General features: G+C 49.5%; 16 protein-coding genes. 12 read left to right on the top strand and 4 right to left on the bottom strand.

Annotated features, from left to right (window positions below; translation table 11 throughout):
• The first annotated feature begins 193 nt into the window (after window positions 1–193).
• Together NDA01_RS01260 and NDA01_RS01255 are read left to right on the top strand one after the other, a co-directional pair.
• Window positions 194–763 carry a peroxiredoxin gene (locus NDA01_RS01260; RefSeq protein ID WP_348226590.1) on the top strand — a complete coding sequence of 190 codons (570 nt, stop codon included), beginning with the start codon at window positions 194–196 and terminating at the stop codon, window positions 761–763.
• 69 nt (window positions 764–832) lie between these two features.
• Complete coding sequence (locus tag NDA01_RS01255; protein ID WP_348226589.1) at window positions 833–1282, top strand: hypothetical protein; 450 nt, start codon at window positions 833–835, stop codon at window positions 1280–1282.
• A gap of 16 nt (window positions 1283–1298) precedes the next feature.
• Here NDA01_RS01255 and NDA01_RS01250 read toward each other — a convergent pair whose 3' ends face one another.
• Entirely contained in the window at window positions 1299–2138 is an 840-nt protein-coding gene (locus NDA01_RS01250) for a prephenate/arogenate dehydrogenase (RefSeq protein ID WP_348226588.1), read from the bottom strand.
• A gap of 120 nt (window positions 2139–2258) precedes the next feature.
• On the opposite strand from NDA01_RS01250, the gene NDA01_RS01245 reads away from it, so the two are divergent.
• From NDA01_RS01245 to NDA01_RS01210, 8 genes are all read left to right on the top strand, one after another.
• On the top strand, window positions 2259–3848 hold the full coding sequence (locus tag NDA01_RS01245; RefSeq protein WP_348226587.1) for a pentapeptide repeat-containing protein: 1590 nt from the start codon (window positions 2259–2261) through the stop codon (window positions 3846–3848).
• A gap of 201 nt (window positions 3849–4049) precedes the next feature.
• Window positions 4050–4649: a DUF1517 domain-containing protein gene (locus NDA01_RS01240; RefSeq protein WP_190434124.1), complete on the top strand. Its 600-nt coding sequence runs from the start codon at window positions 4050–4052 to the stop codon at window positions 4647–4649.
• A 105-nt stretch (window positions 4650–4754) separates the two neighbouring features.
• On the top strand, window positions 4755–5636 hold the full coding sequence (locus tag NDA01_RS01235; protein WP_348226586.1) for a hypothetical protein: 882 nt from the start codon (window positions 4755–4757) through the stop codon (window positions 5634–5636).
• A 166-nt stretch (window positions 5637–5802) separates the two neighbouring features.
• Entirely contained in the window at window positions 5803–7410 is a 1608-nt protein-coding gene (locus tag NDA01_RS01230) for an ATP-dependent DNA helicase (protein ID WP_348226585.1), read from the top strand.
• Window positions 7411–7530: 120 nt separating this feature from the next.
• The gene (locus tag NDA01_RS01225; protein WP_190434128.1) at window positions 7531–7743 is read left to right on the top strand and encodes a DUF2839 domain-containing protein; all 213 of its coding nucleotides are present in this window, start codon (window positions 7531–7533) and stop codon (window positions 7741–7743) included.
• Window positions 7744–8172: 429 nt separating this feature from the next.
• Window positions 8173–8517 (top strand): DUF1815 family protein, encoded by a 345-nt coding sequence (locus NDA01_RS01220; protein WP_190434131.1) that lies wholly within the window; start codon window positions 8173–8175, stop codon window positions 8515–8517.
• A 154-nt stretch (window positions 8518–8671) separates the two neighbouring features.
• The gene (locus NDA01_RS01215; RefSeq protein WP_348226584.1) at window positions 8672–9547 is read left to right on the top strand and encodes an alpha/beta fold hydrolase; all 876 of its coding nucleotides are present in this window, start codon (window positions 8672–8674) and stop codon (window positions 9545–9547) included.
• A 353-nt stretch (window positions 9548–9900) separates the two neighbouring features.
• On the top strand, window positions 9901–10710 hold the full coding sequence (locus tag NDA01_RS01210; RefSeq protein WP_348226583.1) for an FHA domain-containing protein: 810 nt from the start codon (window positions 9901–9903) through the stop codon (window positions 10708–10710).
• Window positions 10711–10750: 40 nt separating this feature from the next.
• Here the strand turns inward: NDA01_RS01210 and NDA01_RS01205 are convergent, their stop codons facing one another.
• Window positions 10751–11353: a thioredoxin family protein gene (locus tag NDA01_RS01205; protein WP_348226582.1), complete on the bottom strand. Its 603-nt coding sequence runs from the start codon at window positions 11351–11353 to the stop codon at window positions 10751–10753.
• 298 nt (window positions 11354–11651) lie between these two features.
• Here NDA01_RS01205 and NDA01_RS01200 point away from each other — a divergent pair, with 298 nt between their 5' ends.
• Window positions 11652–12059, top strand: coding sequence for a hypothetical protein (locus NDA01_RS01200; RefSeq protein ID WP_190434138.1), 408 nt, complete (start codon window positions 11652–11654; stop codon window positions 12057–12059).
• A gap of 29 nt (window positions 12060–12088) precedes the next feature.
• Here the strand turns inward: NDA01_RS01200 and NDA01_RS01195 are convergent, their stop codons facing one another.
• Both NDA01_RS01195 and NDA01_RS01190 read right to left on the bottom strand, forming a co-directional pair.
• The gene (locus NDA01_RS01195) at window positions 12089–12412 is read right to left on the bottom strand and encodes a DUF2973 domain-containing protein (RefSeq protein ID WP_348226581.1); all 324 of its coding nucleotides are present in this window, start codon (window positions 12410–12412) and stop codon (window positions 12089–12091) included.
• Window positions 12413–12557: 145 nt separating this feature from the next.
• Window positions 12558–12893, bottom strand: a complete 336-nt coding sequence (locus NDA01_RS01190) for a DUF2605 domain-containing protein (protein ID WP_348226580.1) — start codon at window positions 12891–12893, stop codon at window positions 12558–12560.
• Window positions 12894–13097: 204 nt separating this feature from the next.
• Here NDA01_RS01190 and thrS point away from each other — a divergent pair, with 204 nt between their 5' ends.
• Entirely contained in the window at window positions 13098–14921 is a 1824-nt protein-coding gene (thrS, locus tag NDA01_RS01185) for a threonine--tRNA ligase (protein ID WP_431193277.1), read from the top strand.
• Window positions 14922–15080: the final 159 nt, after the last annotated feature.

Genomic DNA, 15080 nt, shown 5'->3' with positions numbered 1-15080 from the left:
GTTAAGTGTCGAGCAGGGCGAACAGAGAGTTATCCGTTTAGACCAATCCAGATGTAGGCACTTTAAAGAGCGTTCTAGCAATGAGGAAGCGATCGCGAACTTTTTGTGAAGATCCTGGGACTACCTCTAAACAGAGGCTAAGATACCTGAGAAATATGTAAACTTGTGTTAAGTACAGTCCTACATCTTGACCATGACCTCTCGTCGTACGTTGCTCGGTGCTCTCTTCGCTTACGTTCTCGCCATATTGGCGGTCTTTAATCTAGTACCAGCAGCCCATGCGCTCGGCGGCAAGTTGCCAGAACTCAACCGACCTGCGCCAGAATTTACCTTGCCGACCAATACGGGAGATGGAGCAATTTCGCTCGCTGACTATCGAGGTAAGTGGGTGGTTGTCTACTTCTATCCCAAGGACTTTACCTCTGGTTGCACCTTGGAAGCTCGTCGCTTCCAGCAGGATCTACCAAAGTACTCAGCCAAAAATACCGAAATTTTGGGGGTGAGCGCTGATTCTGTCGATTCTCACGCAGAGTTCTGTGACTCAGAAGGCTTAAAGTTTCCGCTCTTGGCGGATGCAGATGGCAGTGTGAGCAAAGCTTACGGCTCTTGGTTAGGTTTCCTCTCAGCGCGGCATACCTTCATTGTTGATCCGCAAGGAGTTTTGCGGGAGCGCTTCACAGGTGTGAATCCTGTTGTCCATAGCAGCGAAGTGCTCGCTCGCCTAAATGAACTGCAAGCCACGACAGTTTCATCGGCCACGTAAGTTAGGGCAGGAAAATAGGTTGAGTATCCTAGGATAGAAGCAACCTTGTTTCCTGCAAGAAAACGCTCCATGAGCTTGGAATCTCAACCCACGTCTGCTTCTTCACAAAAATTCTGGGACTTTGCTGAGCCGCCAGAGTTTGCTGAGCCACTGCTACCGCAAACGATTGATCTGCTACCCCCCCTAGAGCTAGCTCCTGCCTCACCCAGCTTAGAAATTGCCGCTGACTCACCCACAGCGATCGCCTCAGACCCCATTACTGCTGAACCAACGGCTCGTCCGTGGAGCTTACCAAGTGCAACAGAGCTACAACCTGCTCGTCTACGGGTAGGGCTATTTTTTGTCGGCTCTGGTGCTACATCCTTGGCGTTGCTTTGGCTCTACATTAAGTGGGTTTGCCCAGAGTTTGGCCCTGCTGAACAAATGACCTACTATTGGCAGCCTTACATCTGGTTTGTGGGCTTAGGAGTGGCAGGGCTATTTATGCTGGGTCGAGAGGTGATGCGAGGGAAGCCTTAACTTCTCACTTTACGTCTCACTTCACAAAGCGCGATCGCCCTTGCTGAGTTTGCTTCAGTTTGTCTACCAAACCATCCCAGTTCTCTTGCTCCACAGCTGCCATGATTTGATCGAGTTGGTTCCGGTAGGCAGCAAGCGATCGCAACAGAGCAGAGCGATTATAGCGGGCCATCATCAGTCCCAGCTCTGGATTTCCTCCCCCAACGCGGCTTGTATCCTTGAAGCCAGAGCTGGCTAAAGCTTCGGCAAGTTCTAGGGTGGTAGGGTCTGTCTCACTCATGCAAGCTGCGATTAAGCTAGAGCTGACCATCACAGGTAAATGAGAGATCCAAGCCACAGCCCGATCATGATCCTCAGGCCGACAGTGGTAGAGGTGAGCACCCAGCGATCGCACTAGCAGTTCCAGCGTTTCAATCGCCACGGGTGGGGTGCTGGCTGTCGGCGTTAGGACGTAGGGTTTTCCAGCAAACAAGTCGGATTGGGCTGCCTCAATGCCATTCTCTGCGGTCCCTGCCATCGGGTGCCCACCAACAAAGTTGGGCCAGCGTGAAGTGATGCTATCCACCACGGAGGTTTTGACCGAGCCAACATCCGTTAGAATCGTGGTCGCAGCCAGGTGTGGGATCAGCTGGATGACGGTTGCTTCGATCGCGGAGAGAGGAGTACAAATAAAGACCACATCGGCAGCAGCCAAGAGCGTTAAGTTGACACTGGCATCATCGACGGCTCCCCTGGCGATGGCTCGCTGGCAAGTGTGCTCTTGACGACTCACCCCCAAAACCTGGTATCCGCGCGATCGCAAGTCTAGCCCCAACGAGCCCCCGATTAAGCCCAGTCCAACAATCCCAATATTCATCTGCTATCCTGCCAATATTCAGTGCTTACTGACTCAACCAGCTACTTAGGCTCACGTAGCTCAACCATGACTAGATGCCGCCTATCTCCATCATTTTTGGATCTCTAAAAGGAAATCTTGATGAACGCAGAGGAACTCCTAAAAAAATACGGAGCGGGAACTAGAGAATTTATAGCGGCTGACTTACGTGAGGCTAATCTCAGTGGCGTCAACCTGAGCAAAGCGAACTTGAGTCAAGCGAACTTGAGTGTATCAAATCTCAGTGGCGCGAATTTAAGTGAAGCTAACCTGAGTCGAACCAAACTGAATGTGGCAAGACTCAGTGGCGCGAATTTGACCAAGGCTGACTTGAGCGGCGCTAACCTCAACGTCGCCAATTTAATTCGGGCTGACTTAAGCGGGGCCAACTTAACGCAAGCAGCGCTGGTGCGGGCAGAGTTGGTGTTAGCAGACCTGAGTGGTGTGAACTTAAGTCGAGCAAATCTGAGTGAGGCGAATTTACGCGAAGCTAAATTGCGTCAGGCCACATTGCTCCGGGCCAATCTCAGCTCAGCTGATTTAAGAAGTGCTTCTCTCACAGGCGCTACTTTAGAACAAGCAAACTTACAAGGTGCAGATCTAAGTAAGGCAGACCTGAGTGGTGCCAATCTAAGTGGAGCGGAGCTGCGGCAGGCTAACCTGAATCAGGCCAATCTCAGTGGTGCTGACCTCAGCGGTGCAAACCTACGCTGGGCTGACCTCAGTGGCGCTAAATTGCATGGAGCCGACTTGAGCGGGGCCAAGCTCAGTGGCGCTGATCTGAGTCGGGCGGATCTGAGCAACACCAATTTGATGAACACCAGCTTGGTCTACGCAGACCTGAGCCAAGTGAACTTAATTCGAGCTGATTGGATCGGCGCGGACTTAACGGGTGCGACTCTAACCGGAGCCAGAGTGCATGCAGTATCCCGTTTTGGCATTAAAACCGAAGGAATTACCTGTGAGTGGATTGACCTGAGCCCAACAGGTGACCAAAGCCAAATTCATCGCTTTGCCGCTGAAGAACACAAGAAATTTTTCAAATCGACCCCGCCTACGGTGCAGGTGGTCATCGACGCGCCACTAAGCTCAGCAGGGCACTTGGCATTGGCTGCGGCCTATCACCAAATTTCACAGCACTGCAAAACGTTAGGCTCGCCTCCCAGCATTGATGTCGGTCGGCGGCGCACTACGCTTACCTTTGGCCTCAACGGTGATGAACAGTTGTTTGCGATCGCCTATGTGGCAATTTTGCCGTTTCAAGACGCCAAGACAGTGCGACAGCAAATCCTGGGGCTGCTAAATATGGTGCGATCGCAAGGCACTCAAGAGTTAAGCGTCAAAGAATTAGAGCGGCTAGAGCAGCTCAGTGCCGCCTTGACCCAAATCAGCCAGCAAACCGAAAAGATTCGGATTTCGCCACCTTTACCCAGCCACGAACCAACGCCTGCTGAAAAGCCAGCCTTAGAGAGAGAAATCAACTTTTTTGCTGCGCCTACTCAAACCATTCTGACTAATTCCAGCGATCGCACCCTTACCGCCTACTACCACCCAATGTTTGGCAAACGCTTCATGAGTCCTTCTAGCTTCGCTAAAGCTGGGTTGCAGAGCGCCACTGCCAATAAGCCAACTCTACTGCCCGTAAGTGTTGTGATCGATTTTCTCCGAGGATTCTATTACCTGGATCGTTAGCTGCCTGCTAGAAATGGATCTCTGAATGCGGGTCTGTAGGGACGGATTTCTGGGGTAGAGCTTTGGGGCTAAACCTTGCTAGAAAATAGGAATGCTGCCCACGTTTACCCTAAGGTAGAGAGTCTGAAAACTGATGACTACTAAAGTAAGCGATAGGCAGGCGGTAACCTGTACTAGTTGTCTTTAGCAGCGAGGTCAACCATGAGTTCTTGGCGCGATCGCTTTAGCCAAATGAGTGGACGCACTCGGTTTGTTGTTTGTCGGCTCATGCTGCATTTAGCAGGGCAAGAAGTTGCCCCGGTCCTAGGTGTGCTCAATCGAGCCGCTCGGCAGGCAATGGACTCGGATGGTGATTTGCAAGTCCTGGGAGAAGGGTTGGTCGAAGTTTGCCAAACTTTGTTGCAAAACGACCTCTACTGGCAAACTGCCGCTAACGAAGGGGATGTGTTTTGGAATGAAGGAGAAGCGGGAGACTTTGTCACTGACTTGTTCACAGATTCAGCCCAGCGGTACCTCAGCGAGCCAGATCTAAGCCAATCTCCAGAAGTGGAGCCATTAACCTTACCTGTCACGCGCAACCTGGTGGTGATGATCACGGTCGCTTTTACAGGGGAAGTCCCTGAATTGGAAACCGATCTCGCTAGTATGGAAGCAATGACAGCAGCCTTAAAAGCGCTGATTAATCTACATTACCAGGGCAATCTGCGAGCCATCCAGGTGCATTTCTCACCTGCTCAACTTGGTGATGAACTGACCTCAGATCAACTATTACTCAACTTCGCAGAGTTAGTCCCCCTCTAGGGACCATGAGTAATGACTACCAGTTGCAAGAGATGGCTTCACCCGCTAAATCCATCCCATGCCATTTAGCCACGATGCTGGATGGTTCATAAAATCAATCTTGAAATGAATACAGTAATTCACCCACCTATGTTTCGTCGATTTGTAATTCTAGTTACGGCTGTGGCGTTGTGTTGGACCACACTAGCTTGTGGTGAAACTCCATCAGTTCAGTCTCCAGCTCCCAGCGTGAGTGCTTCGACCGCACCCACTCGCATACCCAGTGGTCAGTATCCTGTACAGCAGGCAACCTATAACGACGCTAACGGCGAATATAGCTTGGTCTTGCTCAATACACAGCCCGGAGTACCTGCCGTTTTTCGGACCCCCGATTTGCAGATGGCTCGCCTCACCGAGGCTGAGGTTTCCTCCAAACAGCAAAACTATCTAAAAGTTGATGGGGGCAAAGCGTCCCTCCATGTGGCAGAAGATTTCAAAATTGAGTACGTTCACAACGTGGTCGAGAATCAAACCGATCCTCAGACTGGCAGACAAGAAACAGTGGTTGTGCGTCAGCAATCGAGTTTCTGGACGCCTTTTGCAGGAGCTTTGGCAGGACAGGTCGTTGGCAATCTCTTGTTCACCCCACGCTACTATGTGCCACCTGTCTACCAACCAGGCGGTTTAAGGGGATTCGGTGGATATGGCGATACTTACGGCCAAGCTGTGAACAGCTACCAATCGCGTTATCAAGCGCCACCTCCCGCTGTGCGCAACCGTCAAACTTTGCGGACTACCGGCCGTTTGAGAACTCCTACTTCTGGTCAACCCAGTACGGTACGGCGACCTTCTACCGCTGGCAATCGCTCTACTGGGTCTGGATATGGTTCCAGTACGCTCCGCCAATCTGGGCGATCGCAGCCTAGAGTCAACCGGGGTTCTGGTGGTTTTGGCAGCAGTCGCTCTACTGGAGTACGGCGATCGCGCTCAGGTAGCCGACGGCGCTAATCCGGGTTCAAACAAACCTGCCTAAAAGCCCCTGTCTTGGCTAACAGTTGTCATAATTGATCAAGCATCATGTTGCAAAAATCCCTGCGGTGACTTTAGAACCAGCAGGGATTTTTAGCGCCTATGTCAGAATAAAGGTCACGCGGTAATCAAACGCTCCTGGCTTGTGATTGAAGTAGAAGTCCACCAGCAACTCCGTGCTTTCCTCCGAGAACAAGGTGAGCCCTACTGGCCCCATCACTTGACGATGGGACGTTTGGTGGCGCGAGCGTTAAGACTTGGTCGTAGTGCCTTGATCCAAGCAGGCGCTCCTTCCGGTAGCCACGGACGCTACCGCCTAAGTTATTTGGTGCCCTTACTCATTTGGCCAGGTTCAGCCGTATTGGCGGTGCCGGAAGAAGTACAGCAACGCCTACTCATGGTCGAGATCCCACGACTTCGGCAGTGGATTCAAACCCATAAGCCAATTTTGACGGGCGATCGCTGGCCTGGGCCAGAGTTTCAAGGATTACTCTTAACGACACCCGAAGAGTGGCTCAGCGATCGCTTAACCGATCAAAGTCGCTTTCCTCAAGGCATTCCTACCATCGTGGATGGCGTAGATGATCTAGAAGCTTGGGCGCAGAGCCAATTGACAGCCCGCCTAGAGCCGAGTCACTGGAACGACCTAATGCTGGCCCGCCCTGAACGAGCAGAAGCCATTCGAGATGTGCGAGTTCAGCTAACGAGAGCGATCTTTCAGCACCCCGCCAATCCCTACGAATGCTACTTGGTTGAGTCAGAAGAACGAGAAATATTGCACGATCTCTTCAGGCAACTCAATGCAGGGCAAGCTCCAGTTCAGGAGACAGAGGCATCTGGTGAGCCATCTAGTCTCGTTACCGAACTGAATCCTCCTCTACCTTCACCGACTCTGCCTGACGCTTGGAGCTATTTTTGGCAGCGATTGCAAAGTCCTGAGCAGCTTGTCTGGGCGACGATCGCACGGCAGCACGGGCAATTTTCCTTGCACTGTGGCCCAGTTGATGTTGCCCCCGTCTTAGAGAAAATTTGGCCTCAACAGCCTGTAGTCTTAATTGGCGGTGCGCTCGATTTAGAGGCAGAGGCAACAATTTACCGCCAACGGCTGGGTCTGAAAGATTTAACCTGTCTGAAATTTGCTCCCGATCGCCAGAGTGAGTTAGTCCAGCTTTATTTACCAGATGGGCTTCCGATGCCCAACACACCTCAATTTCAGACAGCGTTGCTCCAGGAAGTGCGAGCTTTGTTGAATATTAGCCTCACTGCTCCAGGCCTAACAGTGCTGCTAGTGGGGGATGTACCTCTAAAGGCCCAAATCGGCTCGGTGTTAGCAGGAGAGTTTGGCTCCAGAGTTCAGGTGGAGAAGACTTGTCTGGATGACAACGGCATCTTAGTCACAGGCTGGGAATTTTGGCGGCAGTACCAGCATGTTTTACCTGCACCGCATCTTTTGGTGATCGCAACCCTACCCATTCCCTCTCTAGAACACCCGCTGGTGGCAGGCCGAGTAGCTTACTACAAACGCCTGCGGCAAGATTGGTTTCGGCTCTACCTCTTGCCCACGGCGCTGAGTGAATTGCAGCGGGCGATCGCGCCTGTGAGGGAGTGTCAGGGGGTGGTTGCGCTGCTAGATAATCGAGTTTTACATCGCAGCTATGGTCATCAAGTCCTTGCTGCCCTCAGCCCTTTAGCTCGGATCAACTATCTCGATCCAGGCTTGTTTAACCAATCTGACTATTCGGTTTTGGACTAATCCTTTACCCATTTGGGGTAAGAAGATTTGTAGATGCCTCAGCTTTGAAACGCCAACTGGGTCGTATCCTGAGTGTAAAGACTACGATCAAATTATTCGTCAATATTTACCTCTAGAGTCATGGGTGATTCAAAGCGTCGCAAAGAAGCATTGGGAGAAAAATACGGTCAAGAACCGAGTATCCTCTCTAAATTCTCATTTACAAAAAAGCAATCCGAACAATTCGTCAAATGGAGTTCTCAAGGCGCTTGGGTGGGGATTGGACTGCTAGTTGCCTACTGGATAACGGTTCGTTTTATTGGGCCTAGCTTGGGATGGTGGCAAGTTAACTAAGCAATCTTAGTTAGTTCAAACCACGTAATTAATGTGTTTTCAAGCACAATCTTTGTCCATTGATACAGATTGCAAATCAGGACTATATGAATCTCAAATCAATGATTGAGATTGTGTTCAAATTGCAAGCTTTGTATACATTCCGCCTTAAAACTACTTGTAATTTAAGTCAGTCCAAAGGCGGAATCTTATTGTTTGAGCTTGATTCACTATGAAAGAGTTCATCTAACTGTTGTACTGGATACTTCCTCAAATGAAGCCGTCCGTTAACCTGAGCAGGTGATGTTGGGAGCGTAAACTTTACTAAAAGAACTGGGCATTCTGAACAGTAGAGATCCCAACACCTGAAGATTGACTTCTTAGGAAAATCAAAATTCTTAAGAAAGTATAAAAAGGTCTAGAATGAGGTGTGGTGATTGGAGGACGAACGTGTTTCTAAGACTTGCAGAACAACACCGTCAATTTGTCCAGGACTTGGTTATGAGCTTACAAGCCCTGGCTACTGTACTCGAAAATCGAGGCTACCTAGCTTCTTGCTACACCTGCGGTGGGCAAATGAATAGTGCCTCCTTCATGGTGAGCTTGAGAGATAATCATTTAATCCGATTTTTGGTTTCTGACTACGGGATTACCTGGACCGAAATGCGGGACGACCGGGAATTGATGAAGCTAGAGGGTGCTGAAGCCATTAGTCAGTTGCAAGAGTTGGCTAATCTAGTGAAATATCAAATCAAGCCAGCAGAATACCGTCCGACTGTGGCTCAAGAAGTCTAGGACTGCGCGATCGCTTGAGACTTGAGCACAGGAATCACTAGCCTTAACCTTGCAGTCATCGATCAACTGCCAAGCCAAATTAGAGGCATAATTCAGAGTGGCTTCCTACCCCAAGGTTAGCCATGCTGGTATGCAGAAAAGGTGCTGATTTGACATGACAGTTGAAGACTCTGGTTGGCATCATCAATTTGTAGAGACAAACCGCATCCGACTCCATTGTGTGATGCAAGGAGAAGGGGACCTTGTAGTTTTGCTGCACGGTTTTCCAGAGTTTTGGTACTCTTGGCGGTACCAAATTCCTGTGTTAGCTCGTCACTTCAAAGTTGTCGTACCTGATCTCAGAGGCTATAACGATTCTGATAAGCCAGAGCATGGCTATGACCTCGATACCCTGAGCGCTGACATCCGGGGGTTGATAGAGAATTTAGGTTATGCCCGGGCTCATGTTGTGGGCCATGATTGGGGCGGAGTAATTGCTTGGCATTTGGCGCAACGTTTTCCTCACTATCTCGATCGCCTAGCAATTTTGAATGCACCTCATCCGCAACGCTTTATCCAAGAGTTAGCGAGTAACTTGGATCAAATGCGACGCAGCTGGTATTTTTTCGCCTTTCAAGTGCCTGGTTTACCAGAGTGGGTAATTCAGCAAAATCTGAAAAATTTTGTGCAGGATTTTTTCCGAGGGCAGGCCATCCGCAAGGGAGCCTTCACAGCGGAAGATACCCAAATGTATGAAGCAGCTTTAAGCAAACCTGGCGTACTGGCAGCTGCCCTAAAATATCATCGTCAGCTCTTTTCCTGGCAAAGTTTGTTGCGTAGTTGGCGATCGCCTGAGCTAATCACGGTGCCTACCTTGATCTTGTGGGGCGAAGAAGATGCATTATTGGGTCCAAAGCTGAGTGAAGGGCTAGAGGCGTTTATGGCAGGACCCTTCAAGCTGAAGTTCGTTCCTCACTGTGGACATTGGATTCAACAAGAAGCACCCCAAACTGTGAACCGGGAGCTTTTAAGCTTTCTGCAACAGTCTTAAGCTTTTTAAGCAAGATGTCTCCGTAAAACTAAGTCTTCCAGAGTTTTCTCTAAAGCCGTGACTAATGAGAACTAAGTAATACTGCGGTTATCTCGGGCTCTTAGGCGTTCTAATCTAGAGACTAAGGTGTAATTTTTACTAAGGGCTGATTCAGCCACGAGGACAATTTTACTAAGCGCGTCTTTAATGCAAAATTCTACTGCTGTGAGAATCAGCACTAAATAGTTAGACCTGATCTGACATGAATTTTGCAGCCTGCCTACATTTCGGCTGGTTATATTTCGAACGTCACCTTGTAACTTCTATAAGGCGACAGGTTACGTTGTGCGCTGTCTAAATTTCTACAGCCAACTATGATTGATCCACGCTCTTGGGCTGCACAATCCTTGGGAATGATGACCCCTTTCACCGAGGCAGAGTTAGAACAACGTTTAGGCTTGTATCGGGTTTTTCTCAAGCTTTATGAGCATCATCGTGATTTGCTCAATGAGATTTTAGAACTGGAGAACTCTGGTAAGAGCCATCCCTATCAAGTCACGCTCCAATATGTTCAAGGGGTGGTGAGTGATGATCAGGTTCATTTAGTAACAAACTTAATTCAAGGAAATACCCAAGCCTTACTTCAGCCACAACAGCTTTGGATTATTGGACGCGATCGCCATGCCGCAATCTCGATTCGAGATGAGCGCTTATCTCGGCGTCATGCTGTCATTCAATATGTGGCAGGCCAAGGGTTCTATTTAATCGATCTCGATAGTACTAATGGTTCTTTCATCAATGGGGAACGCATCTGGCACTGTGCCTTGCTCAAAGAAGGCGATCGCGTCCGTCTGGGCAGTTTGACGTTTACATTCTTTATCTGTCATGCGTCTCAGACCTTAGGCTCTGTGCCATCGCAGGTTCTAGAGCAGCTAGCGACACGTTGTACTCACGATGGTGAAGCTAAGATTACAAAGACCGAACCAGAAGCAGAGATTCACTCAGAAAACTGGGAAAAGCCTTTGCCGCCCGAAGTACACGAAACCTCCCGCTTTCTGCAATCCCATTGGTCTGACTACGAACCAACAGAGGTTGTTACAGAGCCTATACAAAATCCACCCCAGCCTGCCAGCCTGCTAGAGCAGTTGCTCAGCCAAAAGCCAAAGCTCAGCGACTGCAACTAGAGGCTGCCAAGCGAGATTCTAGGAATATGCGCTAAATCAGTTAGTTTACAACTTGACTGCCATGACTGCGAGGATCATCACCAGCAGGTTTAGTTGGTTTGACTGCTGTGCTAAAAGCTGAAACTTGACCGCTAGCCTGAGCATAGGGCAGTGAAGAGCCCGCAACTAGAGCTTCTAAGTTAGCTGCCATGATCGTACGAGGTTGCTCTCCAATGGCGTTGGCAATGGCTTGGCCATCCTGGTTGAGGAACACGAAATGAGGAATGCCATCTACCCGATAGTGCAAGACTTCTGGCAGCCACTTCGTGTTGTCTACGTTGAGCATGACAAAGTTAACTTGGCCTTGATATTGCTGCTCTAGAGCATTAATTTCTGGAGCCATCGCCTGGCAACTCGTGCACCAATTGGCGTAGAACTCCATTAAGGTTGGCTTGCCATTTTTGAGGGCTATTTCTAGGGGAGTTGCTTCCTCGGCCAAGCTATTGAGTGAAACTGAGGTGGTTTGAGTTTGCAACCCAAAGAAAACAGCAACGCTCAAGGCGATCGCGACTAGAACAATGAGTAAATTTCGAATGCGGGTACCGACTGTGGAGTTCGGTTTTGCTGGGGAAGTACCAGTGGGATTAGGTAAATTCGCCGCCATTGCAGGATATGTAAGGATTGCTAGATGCTCTTAGTGTAACTGAAGCACGCAAGGCAACTGATTGATTAAAAATTTAGGCAGGCTCACCGAACTGCTACAGTGTCAGAATTGGAAGTGAGCAATTTTACGGTCGTCTCAACAGAGCCAAATTTTGTAACCTAAGCTTAGGCGCGAAGTGCAGAGGTAGTTCGCCGCGCTTGCAAGCCTACCGTTACAACTCAATTAAGGGGCATCCTGAAATTGTTGCTGTTGATTTTGTCTTTCAGTTTCAGTCACCGATCGCCCAAGTGAGCTCACTATGTCTTCCAATCCTGCATCTGGAGCCAAGCCTACCCCCCCGGATCAAGATGAATATGCTGCTTACAGTAACAGTATTGTTGGGGCGGCAATTTTTGACTTGAACGGTCTACCCAAGGAATATTTTACGGCTGGAGAGAGCAGCAATATGAGTTGGGTGCAGACTATTTTTCAAGCCCTTGGTTTGCGATCGCTGCTGATGTCTTCGCTCCAGCTAGAAGGATTCCATCATGCGGTCATTCAAGGGCCTGACTGTTGTGCCGTTGTGGTGAAGCAGCCAGCTCGCTACATGGCTTTGTTAATTCAGCAAGCAGAACCTACCAGCACTATGACGGAGTCCTTTGTGCAGTGGGTACAGCGATTTGAACCAAGCGTTTTGAAAACCCATCCTCGCTTTAGGGCTGCCTAAAAAAGCTGAGGTAGGGTTGCTCCTAGCTTCTAACTCTCTTCCCGAGTTTCGCCACTATTGCTATTGCCAGGGGAAGAATCATAAAGTGCATCTAAATGCTCACGGGCATCTTCTACAGACATAGAACGCATGACCAGCAGCGGCTCGTTGATCACGTTGCCCGCATCATCTAGAAACTCTGGGTGTGGTACAGGTCGAGGCCGTGAAGTCGCTGCACCATTGCCAGCAGACCATCCGGCAGGAGCATAACTCCGTTGAGATTCCATTCCTAGGGTCAGCATGTTGCGAATTAGATTCGCAATCGCCAAAAACGCCAGAATGGTAAAAGCAATAACGTAAAGCAGGTGCAACATAATTTTGGTCCTCCCAGCCGAATAGCTCACCAGCAAGTTCACAAATTTTGCTCGAAATGGAACCAAGCTGGAAAGTGGAGCAGACAGCGTTGGTCCCAGGCAATGTTGAGCTTCATTGCCAATAGTTTCTCAGATTTTTTGCAGCTTAATCTACTCCTTCGTAGCCCGCAGAGCGTTCCAAACGGAAACGGATGGTGGTTTGCCAGCATTCGGTGACAAGCTGATGCCACGGCATCAAGACTGTTGTTTCTACGCCCACCTGACCACCTGTCACCTGAAGCAACATTTGAGTCGTGCGAACTTCCTGTTGCGCCTGTTTGACTCGTGCTAGCAAATCAGCTTGCTTCTCTACGCCTAAAAATCGAATTTCCTCTGTTTCGAGCAGCACTTGCGATCGCTCAAACCAGTATTGAAAGTCTTCCAATAGCGGTTGTAGAACAGTTTTTAATAAATTCGGTTCAGGCAAGTTGGAACTAAACATGTATGAAAAGAGATTTCTATCTTATTAACCATAATAATCTTAATTTCATTTACGTTTTGTAATAGTTTCGGAATTTCTTTCGCTTGCTTGGGGTGACGAGGAGGTAAGGGCGATCGGTAAGATAGAGGCTATAGGGGATGATTTCCCTCTGATCCCAATCGAACCCTTGCAAGTCAAGATATTTCTCGAATGATTCAGCAGCAGATGCCTTCTTCAGAAGCTCCTTCTTCAGGACTAGCCGAAAAAATACATTTACCTCGCACCAGCGAATCTGAAGCCTTGAAGAAGATTCGTCATACCACGTCCCATGTGATGGCAATGGCGGTGCAGAAGCTGTTTCCCAAAGCGCAAGTCACGATTGGTCCTTGGATTGACAACGGGTTCTATTACGACTTTGATAGTCCCGAACCTTTTACCGAGAAAGACCTCAAAGCCATCAAAAAAGAGATGGTGAAAATCATTAATCGCAAATTGCCTGTGGTGCGCGAAGAAGTCAGCCGCGAAGAAGCAGAGCAGCGCATCAAAGCAATTAACGAACCCTACAAATTAGAAATTCTGGAAGGTCTAAAAGCCCCAATCACGATCTACCACTTGGGTGAGCATTGGTGGGATTTGTGCGCGGGTCCGCACCTTGAAAACACTGGAGAACTGAAGCCCGACGCGATCGAACTAGAAAGCGTAGCGGGGGCTTATTGGCGCGGTGACGAAACCAAAGCTCAACTGCAACGCATTTATGGCACTGCTTGGGAATCTCCAGAGCAGTTAACCGAGTACAAACGCCGCAAAGAAGAAGCTCTCAGACGCGACCACCGCAAGCTAGGTAAAGAGCTTGGTCTGTTTATCTTCTCCGATATTGTCGGTCCTGGTTTACCTTTGTGGACTCCCAAGGGCACGCTCTTGCGGTTTACCCTAGAGGATTTTCTCAAGCAGGAGCAACTGAAACGGGGCTATTTGCCCGTTGTGACTCCGCACATCGCTAGAGTGGATTTGTTCAAAACTTCGGGGCACTGGCAGAAATACAAGGAAGACATGTTCCCGATGATGGCTGACAATGAGCAAGCGGAAGCTGAAGAGCAAGGCTTCGTGCTCAAGCCAATGAACTGTCCTTTCCACATCCAACTCTATAAGAGCGAATTGCGCTCCTACCGCACCTTACCGATGCGTTTGGCTGAGTTTGGCACGGTCTACCGCTATGAGCAATCGGGTGAGTTAGGCGGATTGACTCGTGTGCGCGGCTTTACAGTAGATGATTCGCACCTATTCGTCACCCCTGAACAACTGGATGCAGAATTCTTGAGTGTGGTGGATTTGATTCTGTCTGTGTTCAAGAGTTTGAAGCTACAAAACTTTAAAGCTCGGCTCAGTTTCCGTGACCCTTCATCTGACAAGTATATGGGTTCGGATGAGGTGTGGGATAAAGCCGAAGGAGCAATTCGGCGAGCTGTCGAAACCTTGGGGATGAACTACTTCGAGGGAATTGGAGAAGCCGCTTTCTATGGGCCAAAACTCGACTTCATTTTCCAAGATGCGCTCGATCGCGAATGGCAACTCGGAACCGTCCAAGTAGACTACAACTTGCCGGAGCGCTTTGACCTGGAATATGTGGCAGAAGACGGCACTCGTCAGCGTCCAGTGATGATCCACCGGGCTCCATTTGGTTCCTTAGAGCGCTTGATCGGGATTTTGATTGAGGAATATGCTGGTGACTTCCCGCTGTGGCTCGCGCCGGAGCAAGTTCGTTTGTTGCCTGTGAGCCAAGATCAGGTGGAGTTTTCTCAGAATGTAGTCAACCAGATGCGATCGCTCGGCATTCGGGCAGAGGTGGACCTGAGCGGTGAGCGACTGGGCAAGCTGATTCGCAATGCTGAGAAGGAGAAAATCCCGGTGATGGCGGTGATTGGAGCTAAGGAAGTGGAGGCGAATAGTCTCAGTATTCGGACAAGGACCAATGGGGAGCTGGGTTCGATTCCGGTATCTGAGGTGTTGGAGAAGTTGAAGGTGGCTTTGGCGAATCATGACAATTTCTAACTTTCGGAAGTAAAACCAAGAGCTTGGGGGCAAGCGCCCCCAAGCTCTTGCTGAGGGACGGTTGCGTCCCCCAGACCCCCTCCAAAAAGGGTTTTATTGCTCTTGTAGTCCTTTGCCTGGAAATTAAGGTGCCTCAACGGCTTTATGATCAGGTTTGCG

Source organism: Trichocoleus desertorum AS-A10 (genome assembly GCF_039962155.1).
Classification (GTDB): domain Bacteria; phylum Cyanobacteriota; class Cyanobacteriia; order FACHB-46; family FACHB-46; genus Trichocoleus.
This window is presented reverse-complemented; position numbering and strand designations above follow the sequence as displayed.